Raw genomic sequence first — 18745 nt, 5'->3', positions numbered from 1 at the left:
GGCATGCGCGCGATCGTCGAGCGGATGGAGCGTCACCAGATCCCGCTCTACCTCGCTGGACTGGCGCTCGGCGCCGTCGTCGGCCTCGCCGTCCCCGCGATCGCGCCCGGGGCGGAGCGCGCCGTCACCCCGGTGCTGGCGCTCCTGCTCTACACCACCTTCCTCGGACTGCCGCTCGAGCGGATCGGCGGGGCGCTGCGCGACCGCCGCTTCCTCGGGACCCTGCTGCTGACGAACTTCGTGCTCGTGCCCCTGGTCGTCTGGCCGCTCTCGCTCCTGGTCGCCGACGACCGGGCGCTGCTGATCGGCGTGCTGCTGGTGCTGCTGACCCCGTGCATCGACTACGTCATCGTCTTCACCGGGCTCGCGGGCGGCGACGCGGAACGGCTCGTCGCCGCCTCGCCGCTGCTGATGCTCGGCCAGATGCTGCTCCTTCCTGCCGTCCTGTGGCTGCTCGCGGGGGAGGAGCTCGCTCGCGCGATCGACCTCGCGCCCTTCCTCGAGGCCTTCGCGCTCCTGATCGTGCTGCCTCTCCTCGCGGCGGCGCTCACCCGGCGGGCCTCGGACCGGAGCCCGCTCGCCCGTCGGGTGGGCGGCGGCATGCAGGATGCGATGGTGCCGCTCATGGCGGCGACGCTCGCCGTGGTCGTCGCCTCCCAGATCGCCGGCGTCGGCGACCGCCTCGGCGACCTGCTGCGCACGGTGCCGGTGCACGTCCTCTTCGCGGCGGTGATGGTGGTCCTCGGCCTCCTCGCGGGCCGGCTCGCCCGCCTCGACGTGCCCGGCCGACGGGCGCTCGTGCTCAGCGGCGTCACCCGGAACTCGCTCGTGGTCCTCCCGCTCGCCCTCGCGCTGCCCGCAGCGTACGACCTTGCCCCGCTCGCCGTGGTCACGCAGACGCTCGTCGAGCTGATGGTCCTGGTCGTGCTGGTCCGCCTGGTGCCCCGGGTCGTGCCGGATGCGGGAGAGTGCGCATCGATCGGCGCCCGGTCCTCGAACGAGGGGCGCTCCGGCCCCGGCGCCGCGGGGGAGGGCTGACCGGGGAGGTGCTCCGTGGGACACTCCGTCCGTGGAGAACGCCGACGAGACCTCGACCCCCCAGTACTTCCACGGCACCCGGGCCGCGCTCCGGCCCGGGGACCTCCTCGCCGCGGGGCACCGCTCGAACTACCGCGCGGAGGTGGTGATGAACCACGTCTACTTCACCGCGAAGCGGGACGGCGGAGGCCTGGCCGCGGAGATCGCGGTGCTGCTCGGCCCCGACGGTCCCTTCGAGGACGATCCGAACGTCACCGACAAGAAGTTCCCCGGCAACCCGACCCTCTCCTACCGCTCGAGCGCGCCGCTGCGCATCCTCGAGGAGGTCGCTGACTGGACCCGCCTGACCCCGGAGGAGCTCGACCTCTGGCGCGGGCGGCTCGCCGCCCTGCACGCGAGCGATGCGGAGATCATCAAGTGAGCGGCCCGGAGGTGTGGGTCCGGGAGCTGTGCACCCCGGGAGGCCGCCGGTGACCACGGTCCGCTTCACCCGCGACACCTGGATGCCCCGGGTGGTCGAGGTCGACGGCGCGCTCCGGCTCGACGTCGTCGGCGGGGCCGACGGGAACCACGACCCCCGCGAGTTCACCGTCCCGCTCCGCGAGGACCATCTCGAGGTGCTGCGCACGAGCCTGCCGCGTCATCTCCTGCTGTATGCGGCGATGCGGCCCCTGTGCGATGCGGCGGGCATCGGCGGCGACTGGGACGAGCAGGCGGCCGCCGCGCTCCTGGACCCCGTCCTGCACGGCACGCCGGCGCAGGTCGACGCGGCACTCCGTGCCGTGCGCGTGGACCTTCGGACCCTCGTGGCGCACCGGGCGAGCATCTCGCACCTGGACCGCGGGGAGTACGTCGAGGCCGCCGAGTCGGCCACCCCGACGACGGACTGGGCACGGGCGCTCGAGTGGGAGCGCGCCCGGACGTCGCCGCCGCGAGCGGCTCATCCGCGGCGCAGATCGAACTCGTGACCGTCGGGGTCGGCCAGCTCCAAGCCGTCATGGCGCTCGCCGATCCGCGTCGCGCCGAACCCCACCAGCCGGTCGGCCTCCGCGACCGGATCATCAGCCAGCAGATCGAGGCGCTGGCGGCACCGAGCGGAGCGGGGCGGCGCCGGATCGTGCTCCCAGGAGGCCCAGGAGATCTTCGTGCCGCCGAGCGGTGACTGGACCGCGGTCTGGCCGTCCTGATCGAGCACCATCGGCCAGTCGAGGGCCGCGCTCCAGAACCGCCCCACCTCCGGGGAGCCGTCGCAGGTGACCTCCCCGAGGAGACCCGTCCCCTCCAGGTATCGATTGCCCGCCTCGATTACGCATCGCTCGTTCCCGCCCGGGTCGGCGAGCACCACGAAGGGCACCTCCGCACCCTGCCCCACGTCGAGATGAGATGCAGATGGAGCTGCCGCGGCGCTTCCTGCTCGGTGTACGCGTCGCGGAAGCGCAGCCCGACCTGTGTCGGCGTCCCGGGCACCAGCACGGCGCCGTGCTCGGGGCGGACCTCCCGGCCCAGCAGCGCTGCCCAGAACGCCGCGACCGGCGCGGCGCCTGGCCCATCGAACGTCACGGCCTCGAGACGGATCGTCATCACGTCAGCGCAGGCGCGCGCCGGGCGCCGGGCCAGGGCTCGGAGCGTCGGGGTCGTCGGCGGGGTTCGCGGCGGGCGCCGCCCCGGAGCGGGCGTCGGTCCCGCTCGAGCAGGATGCCCGGCATCCCGGTGGGGCCCTCGAGCGCGTGGTCCCAAACGCCCCGCTCCACCTCGAGAACGCGCACGCCGAGCCGTGAGCAGCGCTTCCGCAGTCGGCCGACCACGTGGTCCACGGCGTCCGGGGAATGGGTCCACAGGTCACACAGCAGGTACCCCGTCTCGAGCGGACGGTCCACGCGCAGCGCCCGGCAGGACGGCGCCCCGGCGACCAGCGCCCGCTGCGCGACCTCGGGCAGGTTCCACGGGATCAGCGCGATCCGGGTGCGGGAGTGGCCCGGGATGAACGTCGGGTTCACTCCGCGCCGCGACTGCCCGACCACCCGGACCTCCTTCCGGCCGACGACAGAACCCATCCGGCGGTCCCGCACGACGAGGATCTCGTCGAGCTCCTCCCAGCGCAGCAGGAACCCGCCGCGCACCATGAGACCCTCACGGGTCAGGGCGAGGTCCAGCGCGTCCTCCCCGCGACGCTGCAGCAGCGGGAGCATCAGCTGGGCCAGGACGATCCCTGCGCCGAGGGACAGGGTCGAGGCGGACACCGCGGCCACCTTCGTGACCAGCAGGTCGTCGGTGAAGAACCACTCGCCGACGGCGCCGAGGCGGCTCGGTGCCGACCACGACCACAGGTCCTCGAACGGGTCCGTGAGCCCGCGGCGCAGCTGGACGACGTGAGCGCGGAGCACGTACAGGCCCAGCGCCGCCGCGGGCAGGCCGAGCGCGAGCAGGAGCGCGGTGCGTCGGAGCGCCGGACCCTGCCCGGCGGGCGTCGTGCGCAGGGTGACCTCGGGTGACGACGGGGTCGAGGCCGCCGCGGGGGCGATCGCGACGGGAGGGGTCGACGTGGACCGCCGGGCCGCCCGTCGGCGGGCACGGGAGGGCCGACGGAATCGCCCGGCCCCACGCAGCCGCCCGGCGATCAGGCGGTTGGAGAGCACCAGCGAGATCCAGACGAGGCCGAGCAGCGGCAGGGCGAGTACGGCGAGGAAGCCGAGATAGCCGCCGAGCCCGTCGGGGTAGTACTCGACCGTCACCGCCCACACGATCATCACGGGCAGGGCGAGCACGGCCACCTTCACCAGCAGGAGCGCGACGGCCTCGGCGAGCGGCGCCCCCGACTGCTGGCACAGGTGCTTCTCGAGGGTGGGATGGCGGCTGGTCACCGTCGCATCATCGCCGACTCATGCGCCCTCGGGCAGCGGATGCTCGCCCGTGATCACGAAGTACGAGCCGCGGATCTCCCCGGCGAGCTTCGATCGCTGTCGCGCGAACCTGAAGGCCGCCAGCTCCGGCGGGACCTCCATGCCCTCGGAGAGCTTGAAGCCGACCGCCCGCTTGCCGCCCTCCTCGCGCGTCCACAGCACGTTCACGGCGAGTCCGGACGCGTAGAACACGTGCACCCAGAAGATCCCCTCGACGTCGTTGACGCTCACCTCGAGCGCGGGGGAGGACTCGAGACCCGAGGTGGGCACCTCGGTGAAGGACACGGGCTGTGCGTGCATGGGCAGAGCGTCGTCCGCCAGGAAGGGACCCCTCCGGGACCGGTGCTCTACATCTCCGGCCGACGGCGCAGCTGCTTCATCGCCCCGCGCTGCGTCTTCGCCTCGAGCCGACGCCGCTGCGAGCCGCGCGTGCGCGTCGTCGGCCGACGCGGCACCGGCGGCGCGAGCGCCTCGCGCAGCCGCGCGGCGAGGCGCTCGCGGGCGGCGGCCCGGTTGCGGTGCTGGGAGCGCTGCTCGGACGCCTCGATCCGCAGGACCTCGCCGAGCGCGCTCACGGCGCGCTCCCGCTGCGCCGAAGTGAGCGCGGTGCTCGCGGCGAGGTCCCAGCTGAGCTGCACGCGGGAGTCGGTCGTGTTCACCCCCTGGCCGCCCGGGCCCGAGGCATGGGTGAAGCGCTCGATCAGTTCCGCCTCCGGGATCAGGATCCCCTGGGGAGCGCCCGGGCCGGGGGCGACGTGGAGGTCGGCCATCACCTCACCCTCCTTCGCGCCGGGGTCGACAGTGTCGTCTGACGAGCCGTCTCGGGTCCCATTCTGGCTCGTGCGCCGACAGTGTCGACCTCAGTGCGCCGCCAGCGCGCCGCTCACCCCTGCGCGGCGGCCTCGAGACGAGCGATGTCGAGCTTGACCTGAGTCATCATCTCGCGTGTGACCGCCTCGGCGTGCGGGCCCCGCAGCAGCTCGTTGAGCCGCTCGGGCACGACCTGCCAGGACAGGCCGAAGCGGTCGCGGCACCAGCCGCACTGCGACTCGGCACCGCCGTCGGCGATCAGCGCCTCCCACAGTCGGTCGACCTCCTCCTGGGTCTGCACGGTGAGGATGATCGAGACCGCCTCGGAGAGCGGGAAAGCGGGGCCGCCGTTCAGCAGCGTGTACGGGACGCCGCCGAGGACCAGGTCGACGGTGAGGGCCTGCCCGGTCATGTCCGGCCCGTCGGGCGGGCCGCCGCCGGCCTCGTAGGCGGTGCGGGCGAGGATCCGCGAGTCCGGGATGAGGGAGACGTAGAAGTCGGCGGCCTCGTCGATGCGGCCGTCGAACCAGAGGCAGGTCTGCACGTCGATGCGCGGGGTGCTCATGACGGCATCCTCCTCCTCGTCCCGTCCGGGGGCTAGCCTCCGGAGCATGGGAATCCATCTGGAGAACGTCGGCATCGCCGTGCGCGACCTCGACGAAGCGATCGCCTTCTTCACCGATCTGGGCCTGACAGTGCTCGGGACCGACACGGTGCAGGGCGAGTGGGCGGACACCGCCGTCGGCCTCGACGGCAATCATGCCCGGATCGCGCTGCTCACCACCCCCGACGGCGCCGGGCGGCTCGAGCTGTTCGAGTACCTGCACCCCGAGGCGCTCGAGACCACCCCGACCCTCCCGCACGAGATCGGCATGCACCGCGTCGCCTTCCGCGTCGACGACCTCGACGCGGCGCTCGAGATAGCGGCCCGGCACGGCTGCCATCCGCTGCGGGGCGTGGCCACCTACGGCGACGTCTACCGCCTGACCTATCTGCGCGGGCCCAGCGGGATCCTGGTCATGCTCGCCGAGGAGCTGGGCGGGGCCGGAGCCGGACAGTCCTGACCGCGGCGCCCCGGCCCCGGGGCGGTTCAGTCCTGTGCGGGCGTCCAGCCGAGCGCCGGTCCGAGTCGGGTGGCGATGTCGGTGAGGATCCCCGCGTAGTCCTCGGGCGCGAAGCTGAAGGGGAGCGCGAAGGCGACCTCGTCGACCTCGCGGAAGCCCGCGTGGGCCCACAGCTGCTCGGCGATCTCCTCGCTCGTGCCGACCAGGTCCGGGGCGAACAGCATCCCGCGCGGTCCCTGCGGGGTACGGGTGCGGGGGAGGCGCTCGGCGACGTAGGCGCGGTAGCGCTCCTCCTGCGCCGCGCTCGCCGAGTCGGTCGGGATCACGACGAGGCCTTGGGAGGCGCGGGTCCCGCCCGCGGCGCGGAAGGCGCGGAGCTGCGCGGCCTGGACCGCGGCGAAGTCCGGCTCCTCGTCGGGGCCGGGGAAGATCACGCTCGAGGAGAGCAGGTGCAGCCCGTGCTCCCCGGCCCACACCGCGGATTCGAGGGAGCCGGCGCCGTACCAGAGCCGCTCGCGCAGCCCGGGGGAGTGGGGCTCGACCCGCGCCGAGTACTCCTCGACCACGCCCTGCTTCCCCTCGAGCTCGCGCACCCGCTCGCCGGCGAGGAGCCGTGCGAGGCGCTCCACGCGCGCCTTCGAGAAGTCCTCGACCTCGGCGGTGTCCGGGTAGAGGGCGTCGCGGACGGTGTCGTACTGCATCGGGGTGCCCACGCTGACTCCGGGGTTGATCCGTCCGCCCGCGAGGACGTCGACGGTCGCGAGGTCCTCGGCCAGGCGCAGCGGGTTCTCCCAGCCCAGCGGGGTCACCGCGGTGCCGAGCTCGATGCGGGAGGTGCGCTGGCTCGCCGCGGCCATCACCGCGATCGGGGAGGAGATCCCGAACTGCAGGTGGCGGTGGCGCAGCCAGGCGCTGTCGAGGCCGAGCTCCTCGCCGAGCTCGATCAGCGACAGCGTCGCCTCGTGCCCCGGGCCGGGATCGGCGGGATCGAACAGGCCGATGGTGAGGAACCCGAGACGGCGCAGCGGGCGGGAGCGATCAGGCATTCGACTCGTCCTCCTCCCGCAGTCGGGGCTCGACGCGCAGCTCGGGGTGGTAGCCGGATTTGTCGGCGAAGAAGGCGCGGATGCGGTCCATGTCCGCGCGGACGTCGCCGGTGACCTCGAAGGTCGGGCCAAGGCCGCTGGTCATCGTGGTGCGGTCCATGTACCCGAGCGTCAGCGGGAGCCCCGTCGCCCGGGCGATGCGGTGGAAGCCGGACTTCCAGTGGGTGTGGGCGCCCCGTGTACCGTCCGGGGTGATGACCAGCCCGAACACCTTCCCGCTGTGCACCAGGGCGATGACCTCGTCGACCACCCGGGCGGGGTCGCGGCGGTCCACCGGGATCCCGCCGAGGGCGCGCATGACCGGACCCTTCCAACCGGTGAACAGGGTGTGCTTGCCGAGCCAGCGCAGCCGGAGCCGCAGCCGCCAGCCGATAGCCAGCATGTACACGAAGTCCCAGTTGGAGGTGTGCGGGGCGCCGACGAAGATCGTGGGCCGGTCCGGGACGCGTTCGACGGCGAGCCGCCACGGCGACACCGTCCAGAACAGGCGCGCGATGAGCTGTCGGATCATGGCCCGAGAGTAGGGCAGGGACAGGTCCTGTCCATGCGGCTTCCCGGATACCGGTAGCGGGATCAGTTCAGCGTCGGGGTGTCCTCCGGGATCACGCCGCTCCCGTAGAGGTCCGTCGCCAGGTCGCGCAGAGCCCGCAGTGCGACGCGCTGGGTCATCGGCCCGTAGGAGATCCGGGCGACGCCCAGCTCCTGGTACTCCGCGGCGCTGAGCGCCCCGGGCAGACCGATCACCGACATCTTCCGCTCGCCGATCCCCTCGACCAGCTGCTGCGTCACCTCCCGGTCGAGGATCCCGGGCACGAAGACCAGGCTCGCGCCCGCCTCGAGGAAGGCCCGACCCCGCTCGATCGCGTCGGCCACCGACTCCTGGAGCGGCCGGTCCCCGCCGCGCACGATTGCGTCGGTGCGGGCGTTGAGCTGGAAGTCCACGCCCTCCGCCGAGCCGGCGGCGACGATCGCCTCGACGGCGCGGACCGCCTGCGGCAGCGGCACGAGTCGGTCCTCGACGTTCGCGCCGACGACGCCCGCGCCGATCGCGCGGCGCACCGTCTCGCCCGGATCGCCGAAGCCGGCGTCGAGATCCGCGGTGACCGGCAGATCGGTCGCGGCGACGATCTCGGCGATGGCCGAGAGGGCCACGTCGCGGGGGATCTCGCCGTCGGCGAAGCCGTGGCTCGCCGCGATCGAGTGCCCGGCGGTCGCGAGCGCGCGGGTGCCGGGGAGGTCGGCGACGGTGCGGGCGCTGATCGCGTCCCAGACGTTCACGACGCGGAGGATCTCGGAGGCCTCGTGGAGCGCCTTCAGCGCCTGGGCCTTCTCGGGGGTGGTCATCGCAGAGCTGCTCATGGCTCGACGCTACTCGCGTCCGGTCCGCGCCGGAAGCCCCTCTGGGCGGTGCGGGCCGGGCGGCGCGGGGCGGACGGTGGGAGGATGGGCCCATGGACCTCACCGTGGATCTCATCCTCTTCCTCGACGCCCCGCCGGGCACGGTCTGGGTCCGGTGAGCGCGACCCTCGTCGCCTCCGGTCTCGCCGGAGGGTACGGCCACCGCATCCTGTTCGAGGGGGTCGACCTCACCGTCGCCCCCGGGGACGTGATCGGCGTCGTCGGCGCGAACGGCGCCGGGAAGTCGACCCTGCTCCGCCTCCTGGCCGGACTCGACAGCCCGCAGGCGGGCTCGATCGCGCTGTCCCCGCCGAGCGCCGTCGTCGGCCACCTCCCGCAGGAGCACGAGCGCCGGCCGGGCGAGACCATCGCCGGGCATCTCGCGCGGCGCACCGGCTGCGCCGCGGCGACCGCGCGGATGGACGCCGCCGCCGAGCGGCTTACCGACGAGACCGCCGCGAGCGCCGACGCCTACGCGGCCGCCCTCGAGCACTGGCTCGCCGTCGGCGCCGCGGACCTCGAGGACCGGATCCCCGCGACCCTCGCGGAGCTCGGTCTCGACCTCGCCCCGAGCACCCCCATGACCGCGCTCTCCGGCGGGCAGGCGGCCCGCGTCGGACTCGCGGCGCTGCTGCTGAGCCGCTTCGACCTGGTGCTGCTCGACGAGCCCACGAACGATCTCGACCTCGACGGCCTCGCCCGCCTGGAGTCCTTCGTACGCGGCCTGCGCGGCGGGGCGGTGCTGGTCAGCCACGACCGCGAGTTCCTCTCCCGCTGCGTCACCGAGGTGCTCGAGCTCGATCTCGCGCAGTCCTCCCACCGGCTCTACGGCGGCGGCTACGACGCCTACCTCGAGGAGCGCGACACGGTGCGCCGGCACGCCCGCGAGGCCTACGAGGAGTTCGCCGCGACCAAGGCGGATCTCGTCTCCCGCGCCCGCATTCAGCGCGAGTGGTCCAGCCAGGGCGTGCGCAACGCGATGCGCAAGTCACCGGACAACGACAAGGTCCGACGTCGGGCGCAGTCCGAGTCCAGCGAGAAGCAGGCCCAGAAGGTGCGGCAGATGGAGAGCCGGATCGCCCGCCTCGAGGAGGTCGAGGAGCCCCGCAAGGAGTGGCAGCTCCAGTTCACGATCGGGCAGGCGCCCCGCTCCTCGACCGTCGTCTCCACGCTCGGCGCCGCCGTGGTGCGCCAGGGCGACTTCACCCTCGGACCCGTGTCCCTCCAGGTGAACGCCGGTGAGCGGGTGGGGGTCACCGGACCCAACGGCGCCGGCAAGACGACTCTGCTGCGCCTCCTGCTGGGGCACCGCGCCCCGGACGAGGGCTCGGCGAGCCTCGGCTCCTCGGTGCTGATCGGGGAGATCGACCAGGCCCGCACCGTGCTCGAGGCGAGTGGGCCGGGTGGCGCCCCGCTCCCGCTCTCCGCCGCGGTCGAGGCCCAGCTGCCCGCGCTCAGCCCCGCCGAGGTGCGGACCCTGCTCGCGAAGTTCGCGCTGCGCGCGGATCACGTCGGCCGCGCCGCGGCGGAGCTGTCCCCGGGGGAGCGGACCCGCGCCGCTCTCGCCCTGCTGCAGGGCCGCGGGGTGAACCTGCTCGTCCTCGACGAGCCCACCAACCACCTCGACCTGCCCGCCATCGAGCAGCTCGAGGAGGCCCTCGAGTCCTACACCGGCACCCTGCTTCTGGTCACCCACGACCGGCGCATGCTGGAGGCCGTCTCCACCGATCGCCGCTGGCACGTCGAATCGGGGTCCGTGCGGGAGCTCTGAGGACCCCGCTCAGGCGGCGACCGTCGGCCAGGGGTTCGGCGTGCAGCCGCCCAGGTCGATGCTCTGCTGCAGCATCACCGGCGCCGGCTGCCCCTCGCCGGGGCACGAGGGGTGGCCGTGGCCGAGGAAGTGGCCCACCTCGTGGTTGACCATGTACGCCCGGTACTCCCGCAGATCGGTGAACGTGGGGGTCATGTACAACCAGCGGTCCGAGTTCAGCACCACGTCGCCGTCGTTGCGGCAGGACCAGGTGCTCTCCGTGCGCGCCGGGAGGCACAGCTCGTCGGTCGTGGTCGGGGAGGCGAGGGAGATGGTGAACTCCGCGGTCGCCGGATCAGCGACCCGGGTGAAGGCGACGTCCTCGACGGGGCCCCAGCCGCGCTCGTCGGCGAGGATCCGCTCGACCTCGTCGGCCGCCTCCTGCACGTCGACGCCGATCCCGTCCTCGACGCGCAGCGCATAGGTGTGCACCGTCGTCGCCTGCCCCGCGGCGCCCGCCCCGGCGGCGGCCCAGGTGCCGGGACCGACTGTCCCGGAGCGATGCAGCTTCTCGCTCGGGGCGATCATCTCGACATCAGCCGCGGCGGTGGTGGCGGTGATCTCCGGATCCGCCGGGGCGGAGGGGAGCGCCGTGCCCGTCGGCCCGACGAGCGCGGGATCCGGTTCCGAGGAGGTCAGCGCGACGACGAGCGGCACCGCCAGCAGCAGCACCGCGGCGGTGACGAGGAGGGTGCGCAGCAGACGTCCGCGTCGGCTCAGCACCAGTCGAGTGGCCATGAGGCGATCGTGCCATCCCGCGCCGCCCGGCGCGGGCAGCGCTCAGCAGGCGATGTCGCCCTCGACGAGCCTCTTGAAGCGACTGCGGTGGAAGACCATCGCGGCCGCCGCGGGGGAGCTGTCGATCGCGAGCACCTCGAGCAGCGCGAGGTCGTGGTCGCCGGCGCGCATCTCGTCGTGGAGCGTCACGGTCATCCAGGCGGGGGCGTCCCGCAGCACGAGCGCCCCGCCCTCGTCGACCTCCACGTCGAGACCGTCAAAGCGGCGCTCGCGGTCCGGACCCGCGAGCTGGCGGGTCACCCCGCGCTGGTTCGCTCCGAGCACCGTGATGCCGAGTCGGCTGTGCTCACGCAGCAGCGGCCAGGTGCGAGAGCTGTGCTGTACCGCGACGGACACCAGCGGCGGGTCCAGGGACACCCCGACCGTGAAGGTCGACGCGACGAGCCCGTGCCGGACCCAGTCGATCTCCGCGGCGACCAGGACCACTCCCTGGGGGACGTGGGAGAAGGCCTCGCGGAGCGCGGTGTCGGTCAGCATGCCCCGACTCTAGGCCGCCTGCCGGAGAGACGGACGGCCGGGTCCCGATGCTGGGACCCGGCCGTCGTCTGGCGTCGTACGCGCTGGTGGAGACGCTCTGCGGGGTGTGCGGGAGATCGCCCCCGGGGCATCCCGCGGGGCGCGGCCCGGGCTCAGTACCCGATGGACTTCAGGTACTCGCGGGACTCGCGGATGCAGTCGACCGGATCCCGGCCGTAGGTGTCGTCCTGCTCGATGAGGAAGTATTCCGCCCCGGCCTTCTCGGCGGCGGGCAGGAGGGCGGGCCAGTTCATGTTGCCCTGGCCGACCTCGGCGAACTGACCGAGGGAGAGGAACGTCCCGTAGAACTCCTTCATGTCCATCTTCCCGGCCTCGAAGCGCTGCACGGCCTCCGCCGGCATCGGGGCCACGCGGAAGTCCTTGACGTGGATGAGCTTGCAGGCGCCGGCGTAGGCCTCGAGCATGTCCAGCGGGGCCATACCGCCGCGCTGGACCCAGTGGAGGTCCACCTCGAACAGCAGCGAGGGGGCGACCCGGCGGACGATGTCGAAGATGCGCTCGCCGTCGAACTGGATCAGGTCCACGTGGTGGTTGTGGTAGCAGAGGGTGATGCCCTGCTCCGCCAGGCGGGCGGCGTACGGCTCGACGCTCGCGGCCCAGGCCTCCGTCGCCTCCTTCGACACCATCGCCGAGAAGGGCATCATGCCGATGCGCAGGAAGCGGGCGCCGGTGCGGCGGCAGGCGTCGACGGCGCGGTCGAACTCGGTCTCCAGAGCGAAGCCGTTGCCGCCGGGGGCTATCGAGGCGCTCATCGCTGCGGTCTCCACAGTGAAGTCGGCCTTGCCGCGCACGAGGTCGTCGATGAGCTCGTCGGTCATCTCCACCTGGGAGACCTCGACGGCGTCGATGTCGAGCTCGCGCACCTGGCGCAGCACCTCGTACATCCCCTTCTCGTTGATCTTGTCCTTGAGCATCATGAGCTGCAGTCCGAGGACGGCCATGGGCGTGTTCTCCTTCGAGGTCGTGGCTGGTGGTGGGGTGCGGGTGCGGCTTGTCCCGGCGCCGACGGGGCCGACGCCGGGACGTGCCGCGAGGTCGCGGGGGCGCTCAGGAGCGGGTGGGGAACTTGCCCTCCGCCTCGATGCGCTGGTTCAGCTCGGCGAGGTACTCGTCCGCCGGGTAGTCCACCAGGTCGATCTCGCGGCCGGTCCACGCCGACAGCTGCATGCCCGAGGCCAGGCGCACGCCGTTGATGCCCTCGGCGCCGTCGGCGATCAGCGGGGTGCCGTCGTTGATGTGGGCCGCGAAGTTGGTGAGGACGGCGATGTGCTGCTGACCCCACTGCGACTCGTAGGTCTTCTCCTCGACGGTGTAGACGGAGCTCGGATCCATCTCGCCGCGGAACAGCTTCGCGACGTCCTGCATCGTCATCTTGTCGCTGAGGGCGCGCTCGTTCTCGGAGAGGCGGTAGACGGTGACCTTGGTCGAGGCGTCGACGACGACCTTGCCCTGGTCGAAGAGCATCTCCAGGCGGTCGGTGCCGATGATGTCGTTGGTGGAGGTCATGAAGTGGCCGGTGGCGCCGTCGCCGAAGTCCACGACCGCGTTGACCTCGTCCTCGGTGGCGATGTCGCGCTGGAAGCCGAAGGCCAGCTTGGCGAAGACCTTCTTCGGGGTGCCCGCGAGCCACTGCCACAGGTCCAGCTGGTGGGGAGCCTGGTTCACGAGGACGCCGCCGCCCTCGCCGCCCCAGGTGGCGCGCCACTCCGACTGGTCGTAGTAGCCCTGCGGACGCCACCAGGTGGTGATGATCCACGAGGTGTGGCGCAGCTTGCCCAGCTCGCCGGAGTCGATGAGCGCCTTGAGGTCCGTGTAGACCGGGTTGGTGCGCTGGTTGAACATGATCGCGAAGGTGGTCTCGGGGTGCTCCGCCGCGAAGGCGTTCATCTCCTCGACCTGCTTCGTGTACACGCCCGCGGGCTTCTCGGTGAGGGCGTGGATGCCCTTGCCGATCGCGGCGATGGTCATCTCGGCGTGCAGGAAGTGGGGGACGGTGGTGACCACGGCGTCCACGTCACCCGAGTCGAGCAGGGTCACGTAGTCGTCGTAGAAGGGGACGCCCGGGTGCTTCTCCGCGGCGAGCTCCCTCTTCGCGGGGTCGATGTCGGCGATCGCGCCGAGCGTCATCCCGTCGATCTTCCCGTCCTGGAGGAGGCCGGCGTACATGCCTCCCTGGGCGCCGAGGCCGATGATCCCGAGGCGGACGTTCTTCTCCGACATGCTGTCTCCGTTCTGTCGTGAAGGGGAGCGCTCCGGACCGGGGGCCGGACGGATCGGCAGGACGCGGTGGTGAACCGGGCCCGACGGATGCCGTCGGCGGTGGGCGGGGCGATCCTCCTTCGATCTCGTCGTCGAGTCGCCGCGCCCTCGTGGGGCGCGCGCGGTGCGTCCCCTGATCGTCGCCGTCCCGGTGGCGGAAGCGGGGAAGTTGCAGGGCGTTGCAGTCCCCGGAACGTCCGTCCCGCACCTTGGCGCCCCCTGTCGGCGCACCGGCGAGGGCCTCTACGCTCGCGGCATGAGCGGAACCTCAAAACTGACCGTGGTCGGAGCCGGAGCTGTCGGATCGAGCGTCGCCTATGCGGCGCTGATCCGGGGGAGCGCCCGGCACATCGCCCTTTACGATGTCGCGCCCGAGAAGACCGCGGCGGAGGTGCTCGACCTCGCGCACGGCTCCTTCTTCGCGGGCAGCAGCGAGATCTCCGGCGGCAGCGACATCACCGTCGCCGCCGGCAGCGACGTCGTCGTGATCACCGCCGGTGCGAAGCAGCGGCCGGGACAGACCCGGATCGAGCTCGCCGAGACCAACGCCGGCATCCTCCGTACCCTCATGCCCCAGCTGCTCGAGGTCGCCCCGGACGCCGTGCACGTCATCGTGACCAACCCCTGTGACGTGCTCACCCTGCTCGCCGACGAGGCCGCAGGCCTCCCGGCGGGGCGGGTGTTCGCCTCGGGTACGGCGCTGGACACCTCCCGGCTGCGCTGGGAGATCGCCCGCCGCGCGAAGGTCTCGACCTCGAGCGTCCACGCCCAGATCGTGGGGGAGCACGGTGACACCGAGTTCCCCGTCTGGTCCACGGCGACCATCGGCACCGTCCCGATCCTCGACTGGCGCGGAGAGGACGGCACCGGCTTCGACCGGGCGGAGCTCGACCGGATCGCGGTCGACGTCCGGGACGCCGCCTACACGGTGATTCGCGGCAAGGGCGCCACCAACTACGCGATCGGGCTCTCGAGCGCCCGGATCATCGAGGCGGTTCTGCGGGACGAGCAGGCGATCCTCCCCGTCGCCCCGGTGCTCCACGGGGAGCACGGGATCGACGGGGTGGCCCTGTCGGTGCCCTGCGTCGTCGGCCGCCACGGCGCGCGTCCGATCGCGGCGACCCCCTTCTCGGACGCGGAGCTCGCGGCCCTGCACCGCTCTGCGGAGTCGCTGCGGGCGGTCGCCGCGGACCTGCGCGGCTGAGGAGCCGACGGCGGGCGGCCGACGACGGCGCGGCGGGCCGGCATCACCCGGGGCCGACGGCGCGGCCGGCTCCCGGGTGCCGGGGCGGTCAGTCGACGGTGACCTCCCCCATGGGGCCCCAGTCCTCGACGTCCACCTGCTGGGAGACGATCTGCGGGGTTGCGGCGAGATACTGCGGGAACTCCTGCTGCATGATGCGGAAGTGCTCGGAGTTCACATGGGGCTCCGCGCCCTCGTCGGTGAACGCCTCGATCAGGACGTAGGTGGTGGGGTCCTCGACGCTGCGGGACCACTCGAACCACTTGTTGCCGGGCTCGGCGCGGGTCGCCTCGGTGAAGGGCCGGGAGATCTCCGGCCAGCGGTCGGCGAACTCGGGCTTCACGGGGAACTTGACGTTGATCAGGATCATCAGGGGTCCTCTCGGGTCGGGTCGGGTCGGGTCGGGTCGGGTCGGGTCGGGTCGGGTCGGGACGGGCGTCTCGTCCGGCACCCTAGCGGGAAGCGCGACTCACAGCAGGATCGTCACGTCCCCCTGCTCGCGCAGCTCGGCGGCGAGGGTCGTCGCGGCCTCGTTCTGCTGCTGGGTGAGGGCCTGCTGGGCCAGCTGCTCGCGGACCTCCTCGAAGGGCGGGACCTGCGAGGTGTCGGCTCCGGACTGCTCCTGCTGGGCGACGAGGTCGTCGTACTGGGCGCGCAGCTCCTCCTCCGTCGGCTCGGTGATGCCGCCCTCCTGGGTGACATAGGTGGTCAGCACGAACTGGGTCGCGGCATCCTCGCGGACCTGCTCCTCGGCCACCCCCTGCTGGGCGAGGGTCTGGACCACCTCGTCCCCGGAACCGAGGCCGTTCTGCTGGGCGATCTGGTCGAGGGTCGCGTCGATGTCGGCCTCCGTCGCCTCGATGCCGGAGTCGGCCGCGGCCTGCTGCAGCAGGCGGTTGTCGACCAGCTGATCGGCGACCTGCTGCTGCAGGGTGGCCTCGTCGACCGCTTGCCCGGTGGTCTGCTGCTGCATCGCGGCCTGCTGGAACTGCGCCTCGTAGACGGGCACGAACTCCTCGCGGATGATCCGCTCGCCGTTCACCTTGGCGACGATCTCGGGGATCGAGGAGGTGTCGGGCTGGGGGAGGGCCTGCTCCCCGCCGCCGTCGCTCGCGGCGGGCGGGGCGGCGCCTCCGGCATCGCTCGCGCCGGACGGGGCCGGGTCCTCGGGCCCGCACGCGGCGAGGCCCAGGGCGGCGCCGACGGCGAGGGCAGCGGCGGCCGTGCGCACCGCGACGGCGGTGCGGAAAGTACGGGTGGTGGGGGTGCCGGTCATGCGGACCTCCTGAGGGTCGGGTGCTCCAGGTGGACGGCGTCGGCGACCGTACCGGTCCGACCCGGGGGTCGCGAGGCGGCTGCGGGGGCCGTGTGCGATGACTCTCGCCCCGCGGTGCGATCGGGCCGGAACGTTCCGACCCGGTCGCACCACGCGGCACGCGGGGTCCTCGCGGGTCAGCGCAGCACGGTCCGGGCGTACTCGCGCATCGCGTCGCGCACGAAGGGGGCGAGCTCGACGCCGTCCCGCGAGAAGGTCCGCCCGAAGCGGGGATCGGCGACGTAGAGCTCGCCGAGGCCCGTGAAGGCCTCCGCCTCCGGGGCCCGCCCGCCCCAGCCGTGTGACACCCAGGTGTGCAGCCGCCCGGTGAGCTCCCGCGTCGCGGGGTCCGCGGCGTCGGCCCCGCGGGCGACGAGCTCCGCGAAGCCGTCCACGACGTCGGTCAGCTCCTGCTGGAACCGGCGGCGGTCGGCCTCGGTCACCGAGCGCCACCAGCGATCGGCGCGGGCGTAGGCCTCCGGCCCCCAGCGCTGCTCCACCTCCTCCCGGTGCTGCGTGTGGTCGAATCCGTCGAACATCGTCTCGGTCACGAGCTCTCCTCCTGTCACGATCATGGTGAGGGTGGCGCGCACCGAGGCGGCGACCCGGGCGAGGCGCTCCTGCTCGAGGTCGAGCTGCGCCGCATGCTCCCGCAGGGCCGTCGCCAGGTCGACGCTCTCGGCGAGCACCCGGCCGATCTCCGGCAGGCCCAGGCCGAGCTCGCGCAGCACGAGGATCCGCTGCAGGCGCAGCAGACCGGTGCGGTCGTAGAACCGCTGGCCGCCGTGCCCGATGCGGGACGGCTCGAGCAGGCCCACCTGCTGGTAGTGCCGCAGGGTGCGGCTCGTGGTGCCGGTGAGCCGCACGATCTCCTGCATCGGCCAGTCCCGGGTGCTCATCGCCTCTCCTCTCGTCGGCCGTCGCGTTCGGTGCATGACCCACTGTGTCGGGTGACGTCGCGTCAAGCACAAGGGGTCGGCGGCACGAGTTTCGAGAGGCGCAGGCCTCGCGCCCTGCAGGCCCGCCCTCCGGAACGCGGGACGGCCGGGCCGCCTCGAGGGCGGCCCGGCCGTCCGGGATCGCAGTGCCGCGCGGGCTGCGCGGCAGGGCATGCGGGATCAGTACAGGTTGAGGAAGGCCTGCAGCACCTCGACGGTGTCCTCGTCGATCTCGTCGGAGCCGTTCTGGGTGGCACCGACCTCGTGCTGCAGCCCGGCGACGGTGTCCTCACCGATCACGCCGTCCTGGTCGGTCTTCGACCATGCCTGCAGGGCGAGGGTGGTCTCCTCGTCCATCTCGCCGGTCTGCTCGACACCCAGCCAGTCCTGGAGGGCGGTGATGGTTTCGGTGCCCATCTTCCCGTCCACCTCGAGGGTGCCGGCCACCGAGAGGTCGCCGGTCGCGCGCGAGCCGGGCTCGTCCGCGGAATCCTGCTCGGCCGGAGCGGACTCCTCGGCCGGGGCCTCCTCCTGCTCGGGCTGCTCCTGCTCGGTCTCCTTCGTGAAGCCGTTGTCGTCGCAGTTGTCGGCGATGCCGTCGCCGTTGCAGCTCCAGTCACCCTGGGGCTCGGAGCTCTCGCGCTCGGTGGAGCGGTTCGCCTGCTCGTCCGACTCGCGGCTCTCGGTGGACTGCTGCTCCTGCTGCGAGGAGTCGTCCTGCTCCGACTCGGAGGAGTCGTCCGCGTCGGACTCGTCGGCGGCGGGCGCGCCGCCGGTGTCGGCGCCGCCGGAGAGGGCGACGCCGCAGGTGGGCCACGCGCCGGGGCCCTGCTCGGCGAGCACGCGCTCGGCCACGGCGATCTGCTCGCTCTTGGAGGCCTGGTCGGCGCTCGAGGCGTACTCAGTGCCGCTGAAGCCCTCCCAGGTCTGCTGGGAGAACTGCAGGCCGCCGTAGTAGCCGTTGCCGGTGTTGATCGACCAGTCTCCGCCGGACTCGCAGGCGGCGACCTCGTCCCAGCCGCTCGCGGCGCTCGCGGAGGTCGTGGTCAGGGCGAGCATGCCCGAGGCGACGACGGCGCCTCCGGCCAGGGCGACGGCCGAACGGGTGAGGCCGCGGCGGACGACGCCGACGGACGGGGTGGAACGGTGGGTGTTGTGCCGGGACATGGGTGTCCTTTCACAGGTCTCGCGGTTCCCGCGGCGGCCACCGCTCATCGACGGTGCTCCCGCGGAGCTGGACGGCGGACACCGTAGGGGAGCGGCCCCCGGGCGGATCAAGTCCGCGACGCCCCTCCCGGGCCCGGCGTGACCCTCCGAGTAGCGGCGCATGGTCCACCCTTTACGTGACGCGGAGCGCTGACCTGCACCGACGCCGGGTTCGTGAGGAGTCGTGAGGATCCTGTGCGGGTCCTCTCGGGGCTGCCGGACAGATCACGATCCTGGACGCCCGCTGACCGGCGGCTCCAGAGCGGGTCCACACGGGGCGACGGATGATGCCGGCGAGACGATCCGACCTGCGCCCCGGGAGG

General features: G+C 72.8%; 22 protein-coding genes and 1 pseudogene. 6 read left to right on the top strand and 17 right to left on the bottom strand.

The features are described 5' to 3' along the window. Positions 1–3: 3 nt before the first annotated feature. Genes ACZCAH_RS06695 through ACZCAH_RS06685 form a run of 3 tightly spaced genes read left to right on the top strand, consistent with a single transcriptional unit; the run spans position 4 to position 2006 of the window. The gene (locus ACZCAH_RS06695; protein ID WP_464340344.1) at positions 4–1038 is read left to right on the top strand and encodes an arsenic resistance protein; all 1035 of its coding nucleotides are present in this window, start codon (positions 4–6) and stop codon (positions 1036–1038) included. Positions 1039–1069: 31 nt separating this feature from the next. Continuing rightward, entirely contained in the window at positions 1070–1459 is a 390-nt protein-coding gene (locus ACZCAH_RS06690; RefSeq protein WP_464340343.1) for an NAD(+)--rifampin ADP-ribosyltransferase, read from the top strand. 49 nt (positions 1460–1508) lie between these two features. Then, positions 1509–2006: a DUF6357 family protein gene (locus ACZCAH_RS06685; protein WP_464340342.1), complete on the top strand. Its 498-nt coding sequence runs from the start codon at positions 1509–1511 to the stop codon at positions 2004–2006. On the opposite strand, the gene ACZCAH_RS06680 is transcribed toward ACZCAH_RS06685, so the two are convergent. From ACZCAH_RS06680 to ACZCAH_RS06655, 6 genes and pseudogenes are all read right to left on the bottom strand, one after another. Then, positions 1979–2410, bottom strand: coding sequence for a VOC family protein (locus ACZCAH_RS06680; RefSeq protein ID WP_464340341.1), 432 nt, complete (start codon positions 2408–2410; stop codon positions 1979–1981). The two genes, ACZCAH_RS06685 and ACZCAH_RS06680, sit on opposite strands and share 28 nt — an antisense overlap. Continuing rightward, positions 2344–2619 (bottom strand): VOC family protein, encoded by a 276-nt coding sequence (locus tag ACZCAH_RS06675; protein WP_464340340.1) that lies wholly within the window; start codon positions 2617–2619, stop codon positions 2344–2346. The genes ACZCAH_RS06680 and ACZCAH_RS06675 overlap by 67 nt, the downstream gene beginning before the upstream one ends. Beyond that, the gene (locus ACZCAH_RS06670; protein WP_464340339.1) at positions 2619–3899 is read right to left on the bottom strand and encodes a hypothetical protein; all 1281 of its coding nucleotides are present in this window, start codon (positions 3897–3899) and stop codon (positions 2619–2621) included. Before ACZCAH_RS06670 ends, ACZCAH_RS06675 begins: the two co-directional genes overlap by 1 nt. Positions 3900–3917: 18 nt before the next feature. Then, positions 3918–4184, bottom strand: a pseudogene (locus tag ACZCAH_RS06665) (phage tail protein); the annotation flags it as partial. A gap of 101 nt (positions 4185–4285) precedes the next feature. Continuing rightward, the gene (gene arfB / locus ACZCAH_RS06660) at positions 4286–4708 is read right to left on the bottom strand and encodes an alternative ribosome rescue aminoacyl-tRNA hydrolase ArfB (protein ID WP_464340338.1); all 423 of its coding nucleotides are present in this window, start codon (positions 4706–4708) and stop codon (positions 4286–4288) included. Positions 4709–4821: 113 nt separating this feature from the next. Continuing rightward, a complete protein-coding gene (locus ACZCAH_RS06655) occupies positions 4822–5313 on the bottom strand; it encodes a VOC family protein (RefSeq protein WP_464340337.1) in 492 nt (163 codons plus the stop codon). Positions 5314–5359: 46 nt separating this feature from the next. Here ACZCAH_RS06655 and ACZCAH_RS06650 point away from each other — a divergent pair, with 46 nt between their 5' ends. Beyond that, a complete protein-coding gene (locus ACZCAH_RS06650) occupies positions 5360–5812 on the top strand; it encodes a VOC family protein (RefSeq protein ID WP_464340336.1) in 453 nt (150 codons plus the stop codon). Positions 5813–5838: 26 nt separating this feature from the next. Here the strand turns inward: ACZCAH_RS06650 and ACZCAH_RS06645 are convergent, their stop codons facing one another. The 3 genes from ACZCAH_RS06645 to ACZCAH_RS06635 form a co-directional block, all read right to left on the bottom strand. Next, positions 5839–6858 (bottom strand): LLM class flavin-dependent oxidoreductase, encoded by a 1020-nt coding sequence (locus ACZCAH_RS06645; protein WP_464340335.1) that lies wholly within the window; start codon positions 6856–6858, stop codon positions 5839–5841. Next, positions 6851–7429 carry a 1-acyl-sn-glycerol-3-phosphate acyltransferase gene (locus ACZCAH_RS06640; RefSeq protein WP_464340334.1) on the bottom strand — a complete coding sequence of 193 codons (579 nt, stop codon included), beginning with the start codon at positions 7427–7429 and terminating at the stop codon, positions 6851–6853. Before ACZCAH_RS06640 ends, ACZCAH_RS06645 begins: the two co-directional genes overlap by 8 nt. A 62-nt stretch (positions 7430–7491) precedes the next feature. After that, entirely contained in the window at positions 7492–8277 is a 786-nt protein-coding gene (locus ACZCAH_RS06635) for an isocitrate lyase/PEP mutase family protein (protein ID WP_464340333.1), read from the bottom strand. Between the two features lie 154 nt (positions 8278–8431). Between ACZCAH_RS06635 and ACZCAH_RS06630 the strand changes: the two genes are divergently transcribed. After that, positions 8432–10087, top strand: a complete 1656-nt coding sequence (locus tag ACZCAH_RS06630) for an ABC-F family ATP-binding cassette domain-containing protein (RefSeq protein ID WP_464340332.1) — start codon at positions 8432–8434, stop codon at positions 10085–10087. Positions 10088–10096: 9 nt separating this feature from the next. Here the strand turns inward: ACZCAH_RS06630 and ACZCAH_RS06625 are convergent, their stop codons facing one another. The 4 genes from ACZCAH_RS06625 to ACZCAH_RS06610 form a co-directional block, all read right to left on the bottom strand. Further along, on the bottom strand, positions 10097–10864 hold the full coding sequence (locus ACZCAH_RS06625) for a DUF3152 domain-containing protein (protein ID WP_464340331.1): 768 nt from the start codon (positions 10862–10864) through the stop codon (positions 10097–10099). Positions 10865–10906: 42 nt separating this feature from the next. Then, positions 10907–11401, bottom strand: coding sequence for a flavin reductase family protein (locus ACZCAH_RS06620; RefSeq protein ID WP_464340330.1), 495 nt, complete (start codon positions 11399–11401; stop codon positions 10907–10909). A gap of 152 nt (positions 11402–11553) precedes the next feature. Continuing rightward, entirely contained in the window at positions 11554–12402 is an 849-nt protein-coding gene (locus ACZCAH_RS06615) for a sugar phosphate isomerase/epimerase family protein (RefSeq protein ID WP_464340329.1), read from the bottom strand. A gap of 106 nt (positions 12403–12508) precedes the next feature. Beyond that, positions 12509–13681 carry a Gfo/Idh/MocA family protein gene (locus ACZCAH_RS06610; protein ID WP_464340328.1) on the bottom strand — a complete coding sequence of 391 codons (1173 nt, stop codon included), beginning with the start codon at positions 13679–13681 and terminating at the stop codon, positions 12509–12511. A 295-nt stretch (positions 13682–13976) separates the two neighbouring features. Here ACZCAH_RS06610 and ACZCAH_RS06605 point away from each other — a divergent pair, with 295 nt between their 5' ends. Then, positions 13977–14924 carry an L-lactate dehydrogenase gene (locus ACZCAH_RS06605; RefSeq protein WP_464340327.1) on the top strand — a complete coding sequence of 316 codons (948 nt, stop codon included), beginning with the start codon at positions 13977–13979 and terminating at the stop codon, positions 14922–14924. Between the two features lie 88 nt (positions 14925–15012). Here ACZCAH_RS06605 and ACZCAH_RS06600 read toward each other — a convergent pair whose 3' ends face one another. The 4 genes from ACZCAH_RS06600 to ACZCAH_RS06585 form a co-directional block, all read right to left on the bottom strand. Then, positions 15013–15333 (bottom strand): putative quinol monooxygenase, encoded by a 321-nt coding sequence (locus tag ACZCAH_RS06600; protein ID WP_464340326.1) that lies wholly within the window; start codon positions 15331–15333, stop codon positions 15013–15015. Positions 15334–15432: 99 nt separating this feature from the next. After that, a complete protein-coding gene (locus ACZCAH_RS06595; protein WP_464340325.1) occupies positions 15433–16239 on the bottom strand; it encodes a SurA N-terminal domain-containing protein in 807 nt (268 codons plus the stop codon). A gap of 176 nt (positions 16240–16415) precedes the next feature. Continuing rightward, positions 16416–17177 carry a MerR family transcriptional regulator gene (locus ACZCAH_RS06590; RefSeq protein WP_464340324.1) on the bottom strand — a complete coding sequence of 254 codons (762 nt, stop codon included), beginning with the start codon at positions 17175–17177 and terminating at the stop codon, positions 16416–16418. Between the two features lie 219 nt (positions 17178–17396). Continuing rightward, positions 17397–18383 carry a transglycosylase family protein gene (locus ACZCAH_RS06585; protein ID WP_464340323.1) on the bottom strand — a complete coding sequence of 329 codons (987 nt, stop codon included), beginning with the start codon at positions 18381–18383 and terminating at the stop codon, positions 17397–17399. Positions 18384–18745 lie beyond the last annotated feature (362 nt).

It is taken from the genome of Brachybacterium sp. B718/18, assembly GCF_055454375.1.
Note: the sequence above shows the minus strand (reverse complement) of the source record. Positions and strands in the feature narration are given on the sequence as shown.